The sequence below is a fragment of the Maribacter aquimarinus genome, assembly GCF_047345505.1.
GTDB lineage: Bacteria > Bacteroidota > Bacteroidia > Flavobacteriales > Flavobacteriaceae > Maribacter.
Genome location: NZ_JBLFEO010000024.1, coordinates 49,651 through 69,048, shown reverse-complemented (window position 1 = coordinate 69,048; position 19,398 = coordinate 49,651). Strand labels below are relative to the sequence as shown.

General features: G+C 49.8%; 21 protein-coding genes. 11 read left to right on the top strand and 10 right to left on the bottom strand.

All coding sequences use genetic code 11. The annotated features are described in order from the left end of the window. Positions 1-457: 457 nt before the first annotated feature. A complete protein-coding gene (locus ACKWCC_RS15315) occupies positions 458-1,357 on the bottom strand; it encodes a helix-turn-helix domain-containing protein (RefSeq protein WP_413996833.1) in 900 nt (299 codons plus the stop codon). A gap of 475 nt (positions 1,358-1,832) precedes the next feature. On the opposite strand from ACKWCC_RS15315, the gene ACKWCC_RS15310 reads away from it, so the two are divergent. Next, entirely contained in the window at positions 1,833-1,967 is a 135-nt protein-coding gene (locus ACKWCC_RS15310; protein ID WP_413996832.1) for a hypothetical protein, read from the top strand. Between the two features lie 33 nt (positions 1,968-2,000). Here ACKWCC_RS15310 and dsrP read toward each other — a convergent pair whose 3' ends face one another. The 6 genes from dsrP to ACKWCC_RS15280 all read right to left on the bottom strand — a co-directional run bounded on the left by dsrP (position 2,001) and on the right by ACKWCC_RS15280 (position 8,374). Continuing rightward, on the bottom strand, positions 2,001-3,236 hold the full coding sequence (gene dsrP, locus ACKWCC_RS15305) for a sulfate reduction electron transfer complex DsrMKJOP subunit DsrP (protein ID WP_413996831.1): 1,236 nt from the start codon (positions 3,234-3,236) through the stop codon (positions 2,001-2,003). 72 nt (positions 3,237-3,308) lie between these two features. After that, positions 3,309-4,430: a 4Fe-4S dicluster domain-containing protein gene (locus tag ACKWCC_RS15300; protein ID WP_413996830.1), complete on the bottom strand. Its 1,122-nt coding sequence runs from the start codon at positions 4,428-4,430 to the stop codon at positions 3,309-3,311. An 8-nt stretch (positions 4,431-4,438) separates the two neighbouring features. Continuing rightward, positions 4,439-5,077: a multiheme c-type cytochrome gene (locus ACKWCC_RS15295; RefSeq protein ID WP_413996829.1), complete on the bottom strand. Its 639-nt coding sequence runs from the start codon at positions 5,075-5,077 to the stop codon at positions 4,439-4,441. Continuing rightward, the gene (locus ACKWCC_RS15290; protein ID WP_413996828.1) at positions 5,058-5,798 is read right to left on the bottom strand and encodes a multiheme c-type cytochrome; all 741 of its coding nucleotides are present in this window, start codon (positions 5,796-5,798) and stop codon (positions 5,058-5,060) included. Before ACKWCC_RS15290 ends, ACKWCC_RS15295 begins: the two co-directional genes overlap by 20 nt. Positions 5,799-5,800: 2 nt before the next feature. Further along, on the bottom strand, positions 5,801-8,128 hold the full coding sequence (locus tag ACKWCC_RS15285) for a molybdopterin-dependent oxidoreductase (RefSeq protein ID WP_413996827.1): 2,328 nt from the start codon (positions 8,126-8,128) through the stop codon (positions 5,801-5,803). 9 nt (positions 8,129-8,137) lie between these two features. Continuing rightward, on the bottom strand, positions 8,138-8,374 hold the full coding sequence (locus ACKWCC_RS15280; protein ID WP_413996826.1) for a hypothetical protein: 237 nt from the start codon (positions 8,372-8,374) through the stop codon (positions 8,138-8,140). A gap of 192 nt (positions 8,375-8,566) precedes the next feature. Between ACKWCC_RS15280 and ACKWCC_RS15275 the strand changes: the two genes are divergently transcribed. From ACKWCC_RS15275 to moaA, 8 genes are all read left to right on the top strand, one after another. Next, positions 8,567-8,968: a VOC family protein gene (locus ACKWCC_RS15275; protein WP_413996825.1), complete on the top strand. Its 402-nt coding sequence runs from the start codon at positions 8,567-8,569 to the stop codon at positions 8,966-8,968. A gap of 103 nt (positions 8,969-9,071) precedes the next feature. Next, positions 9,072-10,277: a molybdopterin molybdotransferase MoeA gene (locus ACKWCC_RS15270; protein ID WP_413996824.1), complete on the top strand. Its 1,206-nt coding sequence runs from the start codon at positions 9,072-9,074 to the stop codon at positions 10,275-10,277. A 10-nt stretch (positions 10,278-10,287) separates the two neighbouring features. Continuing rightward, positions 10,288-10,629 carry a winged helix-turn-helix domain-containing protein gene (locus tag ACKWCC_RS15265; RefSeq protein ID WP_413996823.1) on the top strand — a complete coding sequence of 114 codons (342 nt, stop codon included), beginning with the start codon at positions 10,288-10,290 and terminating at the stop codon, positions 10,627-10,629. Between the two features lie 108 nt (positions 10,630-10,737). Further along, a complete protein-coding gene (locus tag ACKWCC_RS15260; RefSeq protein WP_413996822.1) occupies positions 10,738-10,971 on the top strand; it encodes a MoaD/ThiS family protein in 234 nt (77 codons plus the stop codon). A gap of 68 nt (positions 10,972-11,039) precedes the next feature. After that, entirely contained in the window at positions 11,040-11,972 is a 933-nt protein-coding gene (locus ACKWCC_RS15255; protein WP_413996821.1) for a COG2958 family protein, read from the top strand. 123 nt (positions 11,973-12,095) lie between these two features. Continuing rightward, complete coding sequence (locus ACKWCC_RS15250; RefSeq protein ID WP_413996820.1) at positions 12,096-12,530, top strand: molybdenum cofactor biosynthesis protein MoaE; 435 nt, start codon at positions 12,096-12,098, stop codon at positions 12,528-12,530. 356 nt (positions 12,531-12,886) lie between these two features. Further along, a complete protein-coding gene (gene moaCB / locus ACKWCC_RS15245; RefSeq protein ID WP_413996819.1) occupies positions 12,887-13,798 on the top strand; it encodes a bifunctional molybdenum cofactor biosynthesis protein MoaC/MoaB in 912 nt (303 codons plus the stop codon). A gap of 1 nt (position 13,799) precedes the next feature. After that, positions 13,800-14,804: a GTP 3',8-cyclase MoaA gene (gene moaA, locus ACKWCC_RS15240; protein WP_413996818.1), complete on the top strand. Its 1,005-nt coding sequence runs from the start codon at positions 13,800-13,802 to the stop codon at positions 14,802-14,804. A gap of 19 nt (positions 14,805-14,823) precedes the next feature. Here moaA and ACKWCC_RS15235 read toward each other — a convergent pair whose 3' ends face one another. The 3 genes from ACKWCC_RS15235 to ACKWCC_RS15225 all read right to left on the bottom strand — a co-directional run bounded on the left by ACKWCC_RS15235 (position 14,824) and on the right by ACKWCC_RS15225 (position 17,929). Beyond that, positions 14,824-15,369, bottom strand: a complete 546-nt coding sequence (locus ACKWCC_RS15235) for a DUF7738 domain-containing protein (RefSeq protein ID WP_413996817.1) — start codon at positions 15,367-15,369, stop codon at positions 14,824-14,826. 96 nt (positions 15,370-15,465) lie between these two features. Continuing rightward, positions 15,466-15,921, bottom strand: coding sequence for a hypothetical protein (locus ACKWCC_RS15230; protein WP_413996816.1), 456 nt, complete (start codon positions 15,919-15,921; stop codon positions 15,466-15,468). 580 nt (positions 15,922-16,501) lie between these two features. Beyond that, positions 16,502-17,929, bottom strand: a complete 1,428-nt coding sequence (locus tag ACKWCC_RS15225) for a hypothetical protein (RefSeq protein ID WP_413996815.1) — start codon at positions 17,927-17,929, stop codon at positions 16,502-16,504. Between the two features lie 162 nt (positions 17,930-18,091). Here ACKWCC_RS15225 and ACKWCC_RS15220 point away from each other — a divergent pair, with 162 nt between their 5' ends. Together ACKWCC_RS15220 and ACKWCC_RS15215 are read left to right on the top strand one after the other, a co-directional pair. Further along, positions 18,092-18,616, top strand: a complete 525-nt coding sequence (locus ACKWCC_RS15220; RefSeq protein ID WP_413996814.1) for an RNA polymerase sigma factor — start codon at positions 18,092-18,094, stop codon at positions 18,614-18,616. 61 nt (positions 18,617-18,677) lie between these two features. Then, positions 18,678-18,824, top strand: a complete 147-nt coding sequence (locus ACKWCC_RS15215) for a hypothetical protein (protein ID WP_413996813.1) — start codon at positions 18,678-18,680, stop codon at positions 18,822-18,824. Positions 18,825-19,398 lie beyond the last annotated feature (574 nt).

The following is a 19,398-nucleotide window of genomic DNA, read 5'->3' as shown; positions in this document are numbered from 1 at the left end:
AAGATACAGCTTGCCAAGAAAAGGGCAAGGGGCTACCGGAACACGGAGAATTTTATAAACATGATCTATTTCATAGCGGGTAAACTGAAATTCGATTACCCACTGTATTTAACATAGAACCAACTAAAAAAAGCGGTTTCTATTTTCTTTTCCTTGCATTATTATGTTAAAGTCTAAGCTTATGCATAGATGGGATGGTGTTTGGTTTGCGGGTGCGTTTGGAATGACATCAACCTAAAACATTTTTCGGGCATACGCCATAGCGTAAAGATACAACCATTTTGGTGCAGATTTCCATGGTGCTCTCCCTAAACCATTGAATCAATATTAACGCCTATTGTTGTAATGGCCCCGTGTTTCATAATCGCGATTTCCTTTGGCCCTGATTAAAGCCCCGAAAATTTCCTGCTGGTAACCAATGTCCAGGGAACACCGGTGGTTTGTGCTGTCAATGGCCTTAAACACCCTTCAGTTGTTTAACATAGTTGGTAGGGGTGAGTCCGTTGTTGAGCTCTTTGAATTTTGCGTTAAAATGCTGAACGCTGGGGAAGCCGGATTGTGTTGCTATGGTTCCAATGGATTGTCCTTTGTTTTCCAACAACATTCGTTTTGCATTTTTTATTCTATATTCATTTAGGAAAACAAAGAAGGGCTTGCCCGTCCTTTGTTTAAAAAAACGACAAAACGAAGGTTTGGTAAGGCAGGCCATATCTGCCATTTCTTGTAAAGTGATCTTATTGTGCACGTTGTTTCCAATGTGTTCAAATATTTTGTTCATCACATCAAAATCTTTGGTGGCACCTTGTTTAAGATAGCCTGGGCTTGCCAGAAGTTCAAACGCTGTAGCTTCGGTAAGCTGGCTGAGGATATCAAAAACACCGACCCATTTTCTCAAACCGCTCCTATTGTTAAGGTTCATTAAAAGAGGCATAAGCTGTTGTCCCAACTGATCGGGAAAATGGATTCCCCTTTCCGCCATTTTAAAGAGTTGTACCAACGGTTGAAGCTCTGGGGCGTTCTTAAAAGGGGTGCCGATAAAATCGGGTGGTATCTGTAGGGTTATGGAACGGCTCCGTCCGTCCTCCTTTTCAAAGTGTTCCTTGGTGTTTTGCCAAAGGTGGGGCAAATTGGAGCCCAAAAGCACCAAATCACCCTCCTTGAACCTAGAGATGTTATCGCCAATATACCGTATTCCTTGGCTCTCCAGTATAAGGGTAAGCTCTAGTTCCGGGTGAAAATGCCAAGGATGGTCAAAAGAGGGCAAGTCATTGTAATCGCAGTGAAATAGCGTTTCGGAATCGAATGTTATTTTATGGAACGAAGCTCCCATGGCAAAGGTCAATAAAGCGGTTTCCATTGGCAAGCGCCCATGGGATTGGCCTGTTGGTGTCCATTTAAATCAATACACCGGAAGATAATGTTTCCATTTTGATTTTAAAGATAAAATTCATTCATAAAAGGATAAAAACCAACAAAAGATTGCCTGTCCATTAATTTAACTTGCACCTCGGCCACATTCCTCCGATCCAAGATGGAAAAAAGGGAACGGATCACGGGCAAAAGGCTCGAAGGGATACCCTTTGGAACGCTGGCGGACAGGGTTGAAGGCAATCAGGGGAAAATATTGAAATTCAGGGATGAAAATAGGATTTGGCTTTACAGCCATATGCTGAACGAGAATTATTACAAGATGGCCACTTCGCCCTGAATGTTTCCGCAGAGGCTGTCGAAGCTCTTGCGCATATCGGTCGGTGGAAGGTAAAGTTCAAATCTGACGGTGCTGTCAAGTCCTAACATCGGTTCTGGTTTATGCGATCACAAAACTAGATCGTTTGGTTGTCCAAATCAGGATGCGGTTGGTCGGGAGGATACCGGATTTCACCGTTTACATAGATGCGATCTCCAAGGAGCTCTACGGGCAGGGAACGGTGCGAAAGGAACCTTTAAGGGATCAAGATGATTTTTGACGTGTGGATCAAAGTGCTGCGAAAAAGTTTCGATCATCCCTTTTTTTCTTGTCTCTTTAGATACCGCAATTCCCCGGTCTCAATGCCAATGGCCGTCTTGGCCAATATGGTGAACACAAAGGCACCAAGGGCCCAAATGCCCAAGGTAACGCCCACTTCCACCCCAGTGGGCAGGTATTCTGCAATGGTGCCATAGGGGCCAGGAATAAATCCGGGCACGATCAGGCCAAAGCCTTTCTCGATCCAAATGGCCACAAAGAGGATGAAGCAACAGAAATAAAGCACTTTTAGGTTGTTGCGGAACTTGCCAAAGGTGAGCATGACCGTGGCCAGCACGTTCAGCGGAATGGCGGTCCATATCCAAGGAAGCAGGGCATCTTTGCCGTGAAGGCCAAAGAAGAGGTAATACGCACTTTCGCTATGGTGCGTGGGGGCATAGAATTCCTTGAAGAGTTCGGAAACCAGCATGATGAGGTTGATCTGGGCGGCCACGGTAACGATCATGGCAATTTTCTTTATGGTCTTGTCCTTGACCACAAAGGCCGTGGAGCTTCTTATAATGGCCAGTACCAAGATGATCAGCGCGGGGCCGGCCGCAAAGGCAGAGGCCAGGAACCGGGGCCCCAAAAGGGCATTGTTCCAAAAAGGACGGGCCTGCAAGCCTTGGTACAGAAAGGCGGTGACCAGGTGTATGGCCACGGCCCAGAAGACGGACAGAATGGCCCCGGGAACATAGACCTTTTTTTTGGCCTCTTTGTTTTGGTAGTGCCTAAACAGAATATAGAACGGAATGCTCAGGTTTATGAACAGGTAGCCGTTGAGCACAATAACGTCCCAAGTGAGCATGGAGGCGGGAAAGTTAAAGACCCCTATTCCGGGGATCATGTGCCATAGCACGCTGGGCCCGCCCATATCTGCCACCACAAAGGCCAGGCACATGACAAGGGCGGCCACGGCCAGACCCTCACCGATCAATACGGCCTGCTTAAAATCAATGTCCTTGAGCACATAGGTGGGCATGACGAGCATCACCGCCGCCGCGGCCACGCCCACAAGAAAAGTAAAATTTGAAATGTAAAGTCCCCAACTCACACGGTCGTTCATTCCGGTTACCACCAGGCCCTCGTCCAGCTGAATGGCGTAACAGTACATGCCAATGAGCATCACCAGGGTAAGGGCGCCCATCCAAATATGATATTTCTTGGAACCCGTGGTAATGGTGTCCAAGCTATCCACCATTAAACTTTTTAAAACTTTAAATTGGCCCATCATGTATTGTTTTGGCCGTGGCGTCCTAAAACGGCGAGGCCTGTTCATTCTTTATTGTGCCCTATTGGGGCTTTAGTCCATAAAATACCAGAACTTGGGTTCCGTTCCCAGGTCTTCCTTGAGCCGGAACACTTTTTTGTTCTCCAGCACCCATCTTATGGTGCTGTCGGGGTCCAAAAGGTTGCCAAAGATCCTGGCGCCGGTGGGGCAAGCGTCCACACAGGCGGGGTTTTTGCCCTTCCTGCTCCGCTGCACACAGAACGTGCATTTCTCCACCACCCCTTTCTTGCGCATTCTGTTGCCCAGGTAATGTTGGTTTTTGTTCACTTCGTTCTCCGGGACCTCGGGCTTGCTCCAGTTGAACCGTCGCCCATCATAAGGGCATGCGGCCATACAGTAGCGGCACCCCACGCACCAATCGTAATCTACCACCACAAGACCATCCTCCTCTTTCCAAGTGGCCTGTACGGGGCAGACATCCACACAGGGCGGATTGTCACAGTGGTAGCACTGGGTGCCCAGATAAAAGTGCCCCTCTGCCGGGACTTCATGGTAGTAATTGTCATCTGCGGTATCGAACTTGAGCCCTTGGCCATCCTTCATTTCATGAATGCGGATGTACTGCATCTCAGATTTTCGGTCTTGGTTGTTCTCTTCCGTACAGGCGCTCACGCAGTTCATGTACCCCTTGCATTGGGAAATGTTGAAGGCATAGCCAAAGAGAACGTTCTCCTCGGCATTTTCGGCCGTCATGTTAATGTTCTTTCCGGTGCGCAGTTCATAGGAGCGCATGAGCCGGTCTATGGTGGCCTGCTTTTCCTCATTGGTCATGAGCTTGTAGTTGCCCTTGAACTGTTCCTCCCAGTCTATTTGCGCCTTTTCCTTGGCGTCTGCCCCTGCGGTAAGGCTGCAGGAGCTGGCTACGGCCCCACCGCCCACAAGGAGGCTGGCCGTTAGTTTTTTAAAGGCCTGCCTTCTGTCCATCTTTACATCAAAGACTTGCTCAAAACCGTCACGGTGCCGCTCTTCCCCAATGGATGCGTTTATGGCCGCCTCATAAAATTCATCGGCACTGAGCGTTTCCTGCCCGCCATGGCAGCCCCCGGAAGTCTTTCCGCAGCCACAGGGTTCCTGGCGCTCTTTTCTGCGTTGTGCCCCCAAATTAAGGGAAAACCATTTTTTTGTATCGCTCATAATGTTGTTTAATGATCTAGGCCTTCTTGGCGTTGCGCTGCTTTTTTGGTGTTGAAGATTACGGGCAGCTTTTTTTCAAAACCGGGGTCATGCGGGTTGTGGCAGTTCACACAGGTCATGGATGCCCTTGGCGGGGCCCAACCGGCCACCTTTTTCCCATGGGCCCCGCCTTTCCAATCCTCGTATTGGGTATCATGGCACTGGAGGCATACCTTATGGCTCAGGTTAAAATCCACCGGCCTTCCGGTCAGGGTCTGTATATGGTTCATGTCCTCTGGGTTGTGGCAGGTGGCGCAATCCATGATCTCTTTGCTGGCGTGTGCCATCTTAATGTCCCAGTGTGCCTTTTGTACCCCATCGCCCTTCATTTGTGAAACGGGTTTGGTGTGGCATTCTATGCAGGCATAGGATTTTATCTGCCCTTTGCGTTCGGGAATGAGAAAGGTGTGCTCTCCCTCCTTGATGGAAATGAGCTCGGTTCCGGCCAAGAGTTCCTCAGAGCTGAGTTTGCCGTGGTAGGGGGTTTCCAGGGCATCCATCTTTTCGGTCAGGGAATGGTATTCGTCACCATCCTTGCAGGCCATGGGTACCAAGGCCAGAAAGAGGAGCAATTTATGGATGTGGCGGTTATTTTTCATTGAGTTCATCGAATTGTCTTAGAAAGGTACTGGCGTCCATGGTGCTCTGTGCCGCTTCAATGGGCAGGTGGCACTGTCTGCAGTTGATGCGCTCCGGATGGCTCACCCTTATTTCCTTGGGTGCGCTTGGGCCGGCGTGGCAAGAGATGCAGTTTTCGCGCATGTGCAACTGGTGTGGCATCATGGGCGGGCTCCCGGGCATGGCGTTGTTTGCGCCTTCCCCGACCGCTGGTGGCACCAGTTTGCCAAACCCGGAAGTTGCCGCGTTTGCACTGGCCAATTGCGTAAAGGTGTCATTGCTGTTTATGGTCACGTGGCACTGCCTGCAGTTCACCATCTCCGGGTGGGGCGTTACGGGGGCATAGGCATTGAACTTCTCCACAAAACCCCCATTTTGGTGGCACTGTATGCAGGTGTTGCCCCCAAAGCTCTCTTCCTTGGCCACGGGATGGGGTATGCTCGGCGGTGCACCGGGATAGGCCCTATTGTCATAATAGGTGTCCAAACTGCGTTGGTGGTTTTCATCCACCGGCATGTTCAGGTAATCCAGGCCATTGGCCTCGAACCTGTGAAAGGCACCCCCCTCCATGGGAATCACCGCGCCCGAGGGCGTTTTTATGAGCGGAATGTAAGCCTCTTCCCGGCCTTGCTGGTAGCTGTAGTTCCATACCATGATAAAGGCAATGAAGATGATCACAAAAAAGGATATGATGCCCAGTCGTTTTCTCATGGTTATACTTTTTCCACCTTAACGGCGCATTTTTTATAGTCGGGCTCCTTGGATATGGGGCAGAAGGCGTCCAGCGTTACGTCGTTGATCATCATGTTCTCATCAAAGAACGGCACAAAGACCTGTCCTCTGGTGGGCAGTCCCCGTTCGTTTATGGATGCCGGCAAGATACAGGAGCCCCGTCTGGAGGTCACTTTTACGCCATCTCCGTTGCGTATGCCCATTTTGTTGGCATCGTCCGGGTGAAATTCCACATAGGCATTGGGCATGGCTTGGTGCAGCACCGGGATCCTGCGCGTCATGGAGCCGGTGTGCCAGTGCTCTACCACACGGCCCGTATTGAGCCAAAAGGGATATTCCTGATCGGGTTTTTCCGGGGCCTCCTCAAAGGGGCGCTGCCAAATGACCGCCCTGCCGTCTGGCTTGCCGTAGAAATGGAAATCTTCCCCATTGTCACAGGCGGGATCGTACTTGGCGTTGAAACGCCATTTGGTGGACTTGCCGTTTACGTAGGGCCAAATAACGCCCGATTCCTTTTTAAGGACATCCAATGGGGCCATTTCATGCTTGGCGCCTTCGTGGAACTGTTTGTATTCATTGTATATTTCTTCCACATGGTTTTCCCTGCTGTAGGGAAAGAGGTCTCCGTACCCCATGCGCTTGGCCACTTCTATGAACATCCAGGCATCGGGCATGGTCTCGCCGGGGCCCTCGATCATCTGGTCCCAATGTTGGGTGCGCCTTTCCGAGTTGCCGTACAGCCCACTTTTCTCAATGTGCCATGAAGCGGGCAAGATCACATCTGCCACGTCTGAGGTTGGTGTGGGGAACACGTCCGAGACCACCACAAAGCAAGAATCCTTTTTGGTTCCCGGCCCGTACCTACTGGTCTTGGGCAGCGAGACCAAGGGGTTGGTGGCTTGTGTCCATATAAACTTAATGTCGCCGCGATCCACCGCACGGAACATCTCCGTGGCATGGTAGGTGGGCTTGGACGGAATGTTCTCTACCGGGACCTTCCAGATTTTGGCGGCCAGTTCCCTGTTTTCCTTGTTCATGACCACCCCTTTGGGCAATTTGTGGGTAAAGGTGCCCACCTCGCGTGCCGTACCGCAGGCAGAGGGTTGCCCCGTAAGGGAAAACGGACCGTTGCCCGGTTGTGAAATTTTACCGGTAAGGAGGTGTATGTTGTACACCAAATTGTTCATCCAGGTGCCACGGGTGTGCTGGTTCATGCCCATGCACCAATAGGAAACCACCTTGTTGTTGGGGTTGCCATAGATCCAGGCCAGGTACTTTATGTCCGCTACAGAAACCTTGGAATACTTGGATACGGCTTCGGGACTGTAGTCTTCCAGAAACGTCTTGTAGGCCTCAAAATCTATTTTTTCCGGTTTGTCCGTAAAAGAGAACTTATCTTCCAGCCCATAACCGATATTGGTGAGTCCCTTGCTAAAATTGCAATGCTTCTCCACAAAGGAGCGGTTCATCCAACCGTTTTTAATGATTTCGTAGCAAATGGCGTTGGCCACCGCAAGATCGGTCTGGGGCTCAAACAATATGGAGCGGTCAGAGGCCGTACTGGAGCGTGTGGTCCGTGTGGCAAAATCAATGATCTTGGCGCCACGGTTGGCCTTTTGCTCCAACATTCTGGAGAAAAGGACCGGGTGCATCTCGGCCATATTATTGCCCCAGGTCACAAAATAATCGGCATGGTCAATGTCCTCGTAACAGCCCATCGGCTCATCTGCACCAAAGGAGGTGAGGAAACCGGCCACGGCGCTCGCCATGCAAAGACGCGCGTTGCAGTCCAGGTTGTTGGTGCCAATGGCTCCCTTCATCAGTTTGGAGGCCACGTAGCCTTCCGGGATGGTGGACTGCCCCGAGGTGTACATGGCCACGGAATCCTTGCCGTGATCGGCAATGGTCTGTTTCATTTTGTTGGCCACCAGGTCCAGCGCCTCGGAAATGGGGGTCTTTACATAGCTTCCGTTTTTCTTGACCAGGGCGTGGGTGAGCCGGTCCTTGGACTGCAGGCACATGATCTGGTGATAGCCCTTTACGCACAGGAGCCCTTTGTTCACCTCGCAGTTGGGGTCGCCCTTCACGGCAACGGCCTTGCCTTTTTCCGTGCCCACAAGGATGCCACAGCCCACGCCGCAGAACCTACAGGGCCCTTTTTTCCAATCGAGATTGGCATCGGCGGGGATGCCCTCTTCCTGTTCTTTGGCAAATACAATGCCCGGGAACATGGAGGCCGCCGCGGTCATGGCGGACAGCATGGCCATTTTTTTAATGAAGTTCCTTCTGTTTGTGGTGGATGTGTACATAGGGTTGTTTTAACTTTGAGGGGTGTTGAAGCCGGAGACCAGCGCCAAAAGTTTTAGAGAGTCCAATGCTTCAATGCTTGCCTTTAGACGCCCATCTTCCTCTTCCGTGGCGGTGTCCGTGACCAGGGCCAGGACGTCTTGGTTCTCTGCGGGGACCACCTCGCATCCTTCCATGGCGGATAGGGCTTGGTGCAGGGCGTCCTTTTTACCGGTATGGGCGTGGGCCAAATAGCTTTTTATGGGCATTAAAGATTGGTTTTGTTGTTTTTTCGCATAGCGGATGTAACCGCCCTTCTGCAAATATGGGGTTAGGCATTTTCTCAAATCATGACAATTGTCATAAAATGGATAAATTAACGTGCGCTATATTTGCTGGGAAATAACGAAATCGTATCTTGGATACCGTTTATGGAGCCCCTCCCTTAAGAACCCTTTTTTATGATCTATGCCTATACCATTTTATATGTTGAAAATGTACTGGAGACCGTGGTCTTCTACGAACGGGCATTTGGGTGCAAACGGAAATTTGTGACCCCCGAGGAAGATTATGGGGAACTGCAAACAGGTGCCACCACCATTGCCTTTGCCTCTTTTGCCCTGGGCCATTCCAATTTTAGGCAGGGATTCCAGAAAATGGAAGATGGCGGCCGGCCCTTTGGTGTGGAACTTGCCTTCACCACCAACAGCATTGCGTCCGATTTTGGGAAGGCCGTTGCGGCAGGGGCCACGGTATATGAGCCATTGGTACAGAAGCCCTGGGGACAAAAAGTGGGGTACGTGCGGGACAACAACGGATTTTTAATTGAAATCTGCACACCAATAAAAACGGAAGATGCCTAAGGTTGTTTTGGGCATCAAAAAATCCCATAAGGTCTTGTTGAAATGGTATTAATGTAGGGAAGAGGGAATGGTGCGCCCCAAAAAGGCACCGTAAGGAAAAGTAATGGGAACAGCACAAAGCATCAGTATGATAGACACCACCACCGCGCTGCAAATGGTTTTGTCCCAAGTGGAGCCAAGCCCCAACTTCATGGAATTGGATCTCTTGGATGCGGTGGGCACTGTTCTGGCCGCCGATGTGGTATCGCCCATTGCCATGCCCCCTTTTAGGCAATCGGCCATGGACGGGTATGCCGTGAACGCCAATGGGGCAGATCGGTACCGCTTGGTGGGGGAAGTGCAGGCTGGGGCGCAACACCGGGCCAATTTGAAGCCGGGGGAGGCCGTGCGCATCTTTACCGGTGCCGCCGTGCCGCGCGGGGCAACCGCCGTGGTGATGCAGGAAAAAGTAAAGGCCCAAGGGGAGCACATTAGCTTGCAAATGGAGGTGCAACCCGAAATGAACATAAGGCCACAGGGGGAGCAGGTGAAGAAAGGAGCCGTGGCACTGGAGCGTGGCACGCGCATAAAAGGGGCCCACGTGGGTTTTTTGGCCGGTCTGGGGCTTACCAAGGTAAGGGTGCGCCAGAAACCGTCCATCGCCATTGTGGTAACGGGCAATGAACTGGTGTCCCCGGGAAAGCCCCTGCCCCACGGGAAGATCTATGAATCCAATGGCCTTATGCTGCAAGCCACTTTGGGCCAACTGGGCTACCGGGACCTTGAGGTGGTGCGGGTGCCGGACGATCCGGCAGCCACCCAAGGCGTGCTGGGAGAACTGATGCAAAAAGTGGATGTGGTGCTGACCACGGGCGGGGTCTCCGTGGGCGATTATGATTTTGTGGGCCAAGCCCTTCTGGAGTTGGGCGTGGAACAAGTGTTCCATAAAGTGAAGCAAAAACCGGGAAAGCCGCTGTTTTTTGGCAAAAAGGGAAAAACGGCCATTTTTGGCCTCCCGGGAAACCCCGGGGCGGCCTTGAACTGTCTTTATATCTATGTCTGTCCTTATCTGGAAAAATGGCAGGGCGCCCAGCGCCCGGGCCTGCTCCGTTTGCGCATGCCCTTGGCCCATGCCCATTCCGTAAAGGGAGACCGGGCCCAATTTCTAAAGGCACGCTTGGCCGGCGGCTCGGTGTCCATTCTTGGGGGGCAAAGTTCCGCGATGGTCAAGGCGTTCGGGGAGGCCAATGCCCTGGTGTTTTTGCCCGGGAACGCCGGGGAAGTGCCGCCAGGGGAAGCGGTAGAGGTCATTTTGTTGCCTTTGGGATAAATGTAATTTTATGGAAGCGTACAAGATAAAGAGCAGGATTTGGATCGAGGTGGGAGACAATGTGCTGGTGGGCCAGGGCAGGGTACGATTGTTGAAGGAAATAGAGGCCCAAGGATCCTTGTCCAAGGCGGCAAAATCCATTGGCATGTCCTATAAAAAAGCGTGGACCATGGTAGATGCGGTAAACAGATCGGCCAAGGAGGCAGTGGTGACCACCTCGGTGGGCGGACAAAAAGGGGGCGGAACCGTCCTTACCCCCTACGGCAAGTTGCTCATAAGGGCTTTTGACGAGCTCAACAAAAAATGTTGGAACTATTTGGACAAGGAGTTCAAGGCCTTGGAGGGAATTTGAAGGGGCAACCTCCCAAGGAAGGGAACAGGGTTCCTTTCCTTGGAGCTTTGGTAAGGGTAAGGAATGGTGTTTTTTGGGTGGATGAATCATGTATAATCAAGCAACGTTATGGAGATTGAAATAAAATATTTTGGAATGATTGCCGAGGTCACCGGCAAGCCGTCCGAGGTGCTGGAGTTTTCGGCCGGGCCAATATCTAGCGTAAAGGAACATTTGTTTGCCACTTATCCCGAACTGCAACAAAAGAATTTCAGGATCGCCCAGGACCAGGAGCTCGTAGCGGACAACGCTCCGCTCAACGGGCGGGAAATTGCCATTTTACCGCCTTTTGCTGGCGGTTGAAGACTGGGCGATAAAATATGAAGAATTGAGCTGTTGCCAATTTATGGAACGGTACTAATACTCGATAAATGACATTTCACGGACTAGCGGAACATATTCTATTACAGGTTGATAAGCCATTGACTGCAAACGAAGTTTGGCAGTTAGCAGTAGACCAGGGCCTTGATAAAAAATTGAATAGTTCGGGAAAGACACCTTGGGCGACATTGGGCGCGCGACTTTACGTAATATCCAGGGACAATCCAGATTCTGCTTTTAAAACAATAGGAAAAAGGCCTAAGCGATTTTACTTAAAAGATAAAACATACACAGTTGATTTTGAGGAGTATGAAGAGGGGAAGACTGAAGAAGAAACTGAAATTTCGACAACCCAACCCGTAAAAAATTATCTCGAAAAAGATTTACATCCTTTTTTGGCTCACTATGCTTTTTATAATCTTAACTGTCACTGTAAGACCATCAATCATAGCAAATCGGATAAAAAGAGTTTTGGGGAGTGGGTTCATCCGGATATGGTAGGTTGTGTTTTTCCAATTGATGAGTGGGATAACGAAGTTTTAGAATTAAGTTCGGCTGTTGGTAATACATCCGTGAAATTCATCTCTTTTGAATTAAAAAGGGAATTGAACCTTTCAACTTTAAGAGAGAAATTTTTCCAGACAGTTTCAAATTCATCTTGGGCAAATGAAAGTTATATCGTTGCTGCCGAAATTTCAAAGAATGAAGACTTCCTTGCAGAACTTGCCCGACTGTCATCATCTTTTGGCGTTGGTGTAATTGAACTAGATGTAAACGACCCAAATTCAACTTCCATCAGATTCCCGGCACGATCAAGGGGAGACCTAGACTGGGAGACAATGAACAAGTTGACAGTTATGAATAAGGACTTCAAACAGTTTGTAAAAAGAGTTCGTATAGATTTAAAAAGCAACGAAATAAGGAAAGAGAAGTACGACCCAATTTTAGACGAAGATCAATTGGAGAAAACAATCAAAAATTAGCCGGAACAATCGGTACAACTTGCCGTTTTGTTTCTATTTCCGCCGAACCGCCGGGGGGCTCAATATGACAGTCCCATATTATTTGGATTTTGGTTAACACCAAGGAAGATAACAATTAGAAAAATGACCTATAAAAACGTATTTAAACAGGGCGCCATCTCGTCGGAATTCATTGCGGAGTCCATCGCCAAGCACCAATCCAAGACCAACATTGGGGCCCACAATATCTTTTTGGGCCAGGTGCGGGCAGATCACATTGACGGGAAAGCGGTCACGGCCATTGAGTACACGGCCTACGAGGACATGGCCAACAAAAAATTCCACGAGATCCGGGAGGCCACCTTTGCCAAGTTCAACCTCACCTGCATGCACATTTACCACAGTCTGGGAGCGGTGAAAACCGGTGAGATCTGTCTGTTTGTCTTTGTGTCATCGCCCCGAAGAAAAGAAGTCTTCAAAGCCTTGGAACACGTGGTGGAGGCCATTAAGGCCGATGTGCCGGTTTTTGGAAAGGAACTTTTTGAGGACGATTCGCACCAATGGAAGGTGAATACGTGACCGGGGTGGGGCGATTGGCAATTTGCAAGAACCAAGAGGTAGGATTTAGGAGGTAAGACATAAGATGTAGGACGGAAGAATTTTTGAGAAGTACCTAGGCCGTAAGAGGTAAGACAAAAAATAGAGGATGCAAGTAGAAAAGTAAAAAGAGGAAGGTAAAAGTGGGAAGAAGTAAAAAAGTTCCTCCCCTTTTTTCAAGGGGAGGTGGCTTCCGACCTTTTTCGGGAGGAAGACGGAGGGGTAAAACGCAAACCATCACCCTAAGCACCAAAACCAAGAACAAATCGCTTTTTTACCGCATCCTTAAAAGAAAAACGAAAAACACAGATGCCCCGCAAGGAGCCCACAATGACATTATGGTAGATATTACACACAAAAGCAACACCCTGAGAACGGCAACGGCCCAGGCCATTGTAAAGGTCGGTACGGAAGACACCATTGCCGCCATCCGCAACAACACCGTGCCCAAGGGCGATGTCTTTGCCATGAGCAAGGCGGCCGGGTTGTTGGGCGTTAAAAAAACGCCCGAGCTGCTCCCGGATTGCCATCCTTTGCCCATAGAATTTACCGGCATTGATTATGAAGTGGAGGGCTTGGAGATCAAAGTGCTGGTCACCGTGAAGACCATTTACAAAACAGGGGTGGAGGTAGAGGCCATGCACGGCGCAAGCGTTGTGGCACTGAACATGTACGATATGCTGAAACCCATTGACAAGGGCATTGAAATACACCAGATCAAACTATTGGAGAAAAAAGGGGGAAAGTCCAGTTTTCAGGACAAGTTTCGGCGCGATTTGAAGGCGGTGGTCATTGTCTGTTCCGACTCCATATCCGAAGGAAAAAAAGAAGACAAAGCCGGCAAGGCGATCATGGCCAAGTTGGAAGCTTGCGGGGTTGCCATACAGGATTACATCATTATTCCGGACGAAACGGACGAGATTCAAGAAAAAGCAAGGCACTACCAGGCCGCGGGAGCGGACCTGATCATTTATACCGGGGGCACTGGCCTGTCGCAACGCGATGTAACGCCCGAAGCCTTGAGACCTTTGCTGGACAGGGACATTCCCGGGATAGAGGAAGCCATACGGAAATACGGCCAGGACAGAATGCCCTACGCCATGCTGTCCCGGAGTGTGGCGGGCACCCTAAAAAACACCTTGGTCCTGGCCTTGCCGGGTTCCACCAACGGGGCAAGGGAGTCCATGGAGGCCATTTTTCCCTCCGTACTGCATGTGTTTAGAATTTTAAAAGGTGCGCGGCACGACTGATATGACAAAACCCAATACCATATTGACCGACACGTTCGGCAGGGAACATACCTATCTGCGCATTTCGCTCACGGAGCGCTGCAACCTGCGCTGCACCTACTGCATGCCCGCGGACGGGATTGCGCTCTCGCCAAAATCCCATATCATGACCTACGAGGAAATCTACACCATTGCCAAGGAATTCGTGGAGCACGGTGTAACCAAAATAAGGCTCACGGGCGGGGAGCCACTGGTGCGCAAAGATGTGGGGCGTATTCTGGAGCAATTGGCCACGCTTCCGGTGGAGCTCGCCATTACCACCAATGGGGTGATCGTGCACAGGTTCATCGACCTCTTTAAAAAAATAGGGCTACAGAAAATAAACGTGAGCCTGGATTCCCTGGACAATGACAAGAACACCGCGATAACGCGGCGGGATTATTTTGCCAAGGTTCATGACAACATTCAGTTGTTGGTAAAAGAGGGTTTTGAGGTAAAAGTGAACTGTGTGCTCATCAAAGGCTTTAACGACAATGAGATCGTGGATTTTATAGAGTTGACCAAAACCCAGCCCCTGCAGATCAGGTTTATAGAGTTTATGCCCTTTGATGGCAACAAATGGAACCTGGATAAATTGGTCTCCTTGGAAGAAGTGCTCAAAGAGGTGTATGCCCATTATGACGCCCAAAGTTTTATCAGGTTGAAGGATGCCCCCAACGATACCGCCAAGAACTATCAAATAAAGGGTTATGCGGGTTCCTTTGCGGTGATCAGTTCGGTGACCAATCCCTTCTGCGACAGCTGTAACAGAATACGATTGACCGCCAACGGGCAATTGAAAAACTGCCTGTTCTCCACCTCGGAGACCGACTTGCTCACGCCTTTGCGGGAAGGGAAGTCCATTGTGCCCGTCATTCAAAAAGCGGTAGGGTCAAAAAAGAAAATCCGCAGTGGTATGGAGACCTTGGAACAGTTCAAGGACCCGGATTCCCATAATAATAGGAGCATGATCGCCATTGGTGGGTAAGGAAACCACAGCCTTCAATTTAAACACCGGGGTTCCACCCCAGTGCAATGGCCACCTGTTGGTTCTCCTTGATGATCGCGCGGATCATATAGGGCCTGTCCTGGCCCACGTTCTGGATGTTGTTTGCCAGGGGTTTCCCGTCTATGGTCACCTCCCCCTTAAAATTCTTCTTGGGTTGGTGGCCCAGGCCGTAGCGGTTGTCTTGCACCAAAAGGAGCATCAACATCTTCTCGGGGTCTGCGCTGGCGCAGTAGATGCCCAGCTCGTCCCAAAGGTACACCTTGTTCTTGGTCTGCTTTATGGGCTCTATGCGGGAGGCCTCGCCCAAGATGTCCCTTAAAAGGGTGTATTGGGCAGGGAATTCAATGGGGGTGCCATTCAGGTGTATGCCCGTGGCGGAACACGACACCACCGTGCCGTCCCGTTTCTTCTTCCGTTTGTTCACGTCTCTAAAATCGAATAGTCCCATAAGGGGCAAGATATGGGTTTTTTGCAGTACGGGGAAACCTTTGGGATCAATCCTTGGGAACAGGACCACGTGGCATTTGCCCAAGTTTGGCGTCATAACCACCTTGATGCCAAGTTCTCATAAGGTATTGAACCCAAAACCGGCCGCAATACATTGCGGCCGGCTTTGGGTCAAAGAAAAAAAGACAAGAGGTCAGTTCCTTCCAAAGGTCAATTTGTCGTCGGCCTCGTCCTCATCGCGGTCTATGAGCTCTATCCGGGTATCGGTCACGGAAACAATGTCCCAGTCGTCATTGAGGACGTCAAAAATACTGCTCTCCGGAACGGGGAAATTAATGATGAACTCCACATCGTCCACCCGGTCATCGCTATCCCGATCGTTTCGCACGGACCAGCTTCCCGTTTGGGTGCTGCTGTTGTTGGTGGCGGTCAGTTGGCCGTTCTCTGCAAAGGTAAAGGTGTAGCCTGCGAAATCGGCCGTTTCGTCCTCACCGGAGTCCTCGAGCAGGACAACGCGCCATGTGCCCAGCTGTACCGTGGCTTTGGTGTCTTCCACTTCGGGGATGTTGTTCACGTCCTCCTTGTCGCAGGAGACGGACAGTAGGGCCAAGGTCGTGCCCAAAAGGGCCATTTTTTTTAGGTTTTTCATAGGGATGTTTTTTGAGAAGTCATTTAAACTTTTTCCGTTAGCTAAAAAATTGCTCTTTTTCGCCCATTTTTTGTCTTTTTTTCTTTCCATAGCTATGCTATGCAACTCAAAAAAGCCTTCAAATGGTCATAAAATTTCTAATTTTCACTTGAACGCGAAAAGTTTAAACCACTTCTAAGTTAACGTTGTAAAAATTGTTTTAAATAGGTCAGTAGATAGTTGTTTATTTTAAATCGGGTTGCTAGCCAAAATGTCAGGCTGAGCGCCCGCCTGAATTGTGGTCGAGGCAGGCAGTCGAAGCCTCCTTTGGCTCACGAATGGTTCTCGACTGCGCTCGAACTGACAACTGTAGAATTTTTTTTGATAACCACATAATTATCTTTTTTAATCAATCCGTATTTATCTACTGAACTCTAATTTTTTATTCATTGAAAAGGGTAAAAATGGGCGTGGTCTTTTGCCGTTCTGTAAGGAAGGCCAACCGATCCGGAAATCGGTTCGCTTGTGCCCACGCCCCATTTTAGTTTTATGGCTTGTTGAGAACCATCCATTCTCGTGCCCTGGGGGTACCCGCTTGGGGCTATTGGCGGCTCAGGGTCAAGGTGGCTTCCACGTTCCCGTTGTCCTCGTCTATGTCTTCCAGGCGTATTTCGGTGGCGGAGACGGAGACCACTTTCCAGTCCTCGTCCAGCTCGTCCAAAATGTTCTCGGTATCAAAGTCCATTTCCAGTTCGGCCCCGTTTTTTCTGGAAGACCAGGTCCCGTTTGTGGTGTTGTTGCCGTTCTGTGCGCTAAGGCTGCCCGTAGTGGAAAAGGTGAGTTCAAATCCGTTGAAGGAAGCCGTTTCGTTATCGCCCTCGTCCACAAAACTGCTCACGGTCCAAACGGCGTTCGCGGCGGTGAGGGTATCGCTCAAGGCATCCCCGCTATTGCTTTCTGTGCCACAGGAACTGCTAAAGCTCAACTCGTCCTCTCCCAAGAAAAGTTCAAACTCCACTTCGCCGTCTTCCCGCTCTATCTCCTCCAGGTTCCACGTTCCGTTAAGGTCGGTCAGGCCATTGATATTGATGCTCAGGTCTATGGCATTGCCCGTGCCCGTGGCGCTCCAGGTGCCGCTTTGGGTATTGTCGTCTTCGGTGGCGCTCAGGGTGCCATCTGCGTTGAAGCTAAAGGTGTAGCCATTGTACTGTGCATCCAGGTCCGTATCGTTGCGCTCCAGATCCTCAATGCGCCATACGGTGCAGTCGGCAAAAAGGCCTTCCAGTTCGGCGGTGGTGCAGTTGTCGCAATCGTCGTCGTTATAGTCATAGTCATCGTCCTCGTCGCAACTGTCATCGGCCAGTTCTATTTCGCGTTGCAGTTCCTGTATGGTGTTGATCACAAGTTCGCTGCCATCGGCCAGGATCACGGTAATGGGGAAATCAATGGTCACCGCGGCAAAATCATCCAAATCGTCCACAAAATTGTACATCTCGTTGTCGCTGTTGATGATGATGGTGTTGATGACCTCGTTGTTCTGATTGAAAACGGACGCCGTTATGGGATATTTAAAATCAATGCATTCAATATCATCGTCCAGTTCGTTCTCTGCCGGGCAGGTGGCCGCCAGGGCCAATAATTCGTCATCCGAATTGATGGTTTCTCGGGAATAATCGGCTTTGATGATGGTAATGGGGTAGCTAATGACCACCACGTCCGTATCGTTGTCAAAATCGTCAAAAATATCCTCTACCTCTTCATAGCCATCTTCATCGTTAATGGTCAAAGGGTTGCCGTTTACGGTAACATCAATGGGGAGTGCAATGCTGATACAGCTGGCATTGTCCAAGATATTGTCCTTGGAACCGTCGTTCAGGGCCGTTCGGTTCAATAAATTGGCCAGGGTGGATCCGGCGTTGAGCGTCTCGCCCGTGGGCGGATCAATGATGATCTCATCTTCCGTTCGGCAAGACGTAAAGAGTAAGGTGGTACTTACCAACAAAACTAATAGGGATTTTAAGGTGTTCATGGCGTTTGTTTTAATTCTTGTTATTTTTTGTTTCAATTTTAGATCTGACGTTATCGTGCAATTGTACAGTTGCTTTATACTAAAACAACCAAGTCCTGAAAAGTCCCGGAAAAATTTTAAATATTTTTTGTTCACCTTTGCAATTCACTAACAAACACATCTTTGGCACAAGAACTATATCGGGACATCTGCGACAAGTTTCGCTTTTCAAAAGTTTATGAGCAGTATGCGGGGGACTTGGGCAATTTCCTTTATTACAAATACGGGGAAGCCCTGAACCCCACGGATGTGATGCAGGATGCCTTTGTAAAACTCTGGGAAAATTGCGCCAAGGTAAAACCGGACAAGGTAAAGTCCTATTTGTTTACCATAGCCAATAATATGATGCTGAACGCCCACAAACACCAAAAAGTGGTCTTTAAGCACCAAGGGGTAAAGCCCAAGGACTACACCAATGAATCGCCCGAATTTTTAATGCGCAAGGAAGAGTTTCTCACCCGCTACGAAAAGGTCCTTGCCGGCTTAAAGGAAGAGCATCGTGTGGCATTTTTGTTGAGCAAGGTAGAGGGCAAGACCCACCAAGCCATTGCCGATATGCTGGGGGTGACCAAAAAAGTGGTGGAACACCGTATTTATACCGCATTCAATACCTTGAGGGAACAGTTGGAGGATTTTAGGTTGAGGTAGGTGGTTTTTTATGTTTTAGCGAGCTGCCGGCGACGAACTTCCCTCCTCCGATCAGGAAGGTATGCACCATCTGTTGGCGCGGTTCACCGACAGGGCCATACAGATCTACCAGACGATAAGGCAAAGGGTCGCCGCTCCTGAGGTGCTCGGAGCCGAAGAGACCGGATTAATGGTAAACGGAAAAAAATTGCTTCTTGGCCTGGCATAATCAACTGCTCACCTATATCGCGCACATTGGGAGACCAGGGAAAAGTTTGCCGTAGCCCCCCATCCGCAGTGTCATCCTTGTCCGCCATGGACGGAGGCCGCAATCGGGGACCTTAGCCCAATGCCTCCAAATCTACCTAGCCTATCTGCTTTTGATTCTTAACGGCCTCTTCCAAAAGTTTCTCTGCCCCATGCCTTCGGGACTTCAGAATATTGACTCTCGACGCCATCGACTCGGGAGGAGAGCGTCATACGAAAAGAGTTGAGCCCAAAGAACCGAAATCGAACATCAGCCGTAAAAGTTATTGGGGGAACCAACGAACAAAAGCACAAAGAGCTCCATACAGACCACCAGCGCATGTGCAGGGAAAGGCATAACCTTTTCACGTTTCTGTATATGAGGGGGAGGTCTTCCACCAACAACAACGTTTCCGAACGTGCCGTGCCCCACGTAAAGGCAGAACAGAAAATATTGAGCCGGTTCAATAACTTATGCACGGCGCAGAACTTCTCAAAATCAGGTCTGTTTTCGAAACTATGATGAAAAACGGTATGAAGCTATTGGACGCCCTTTT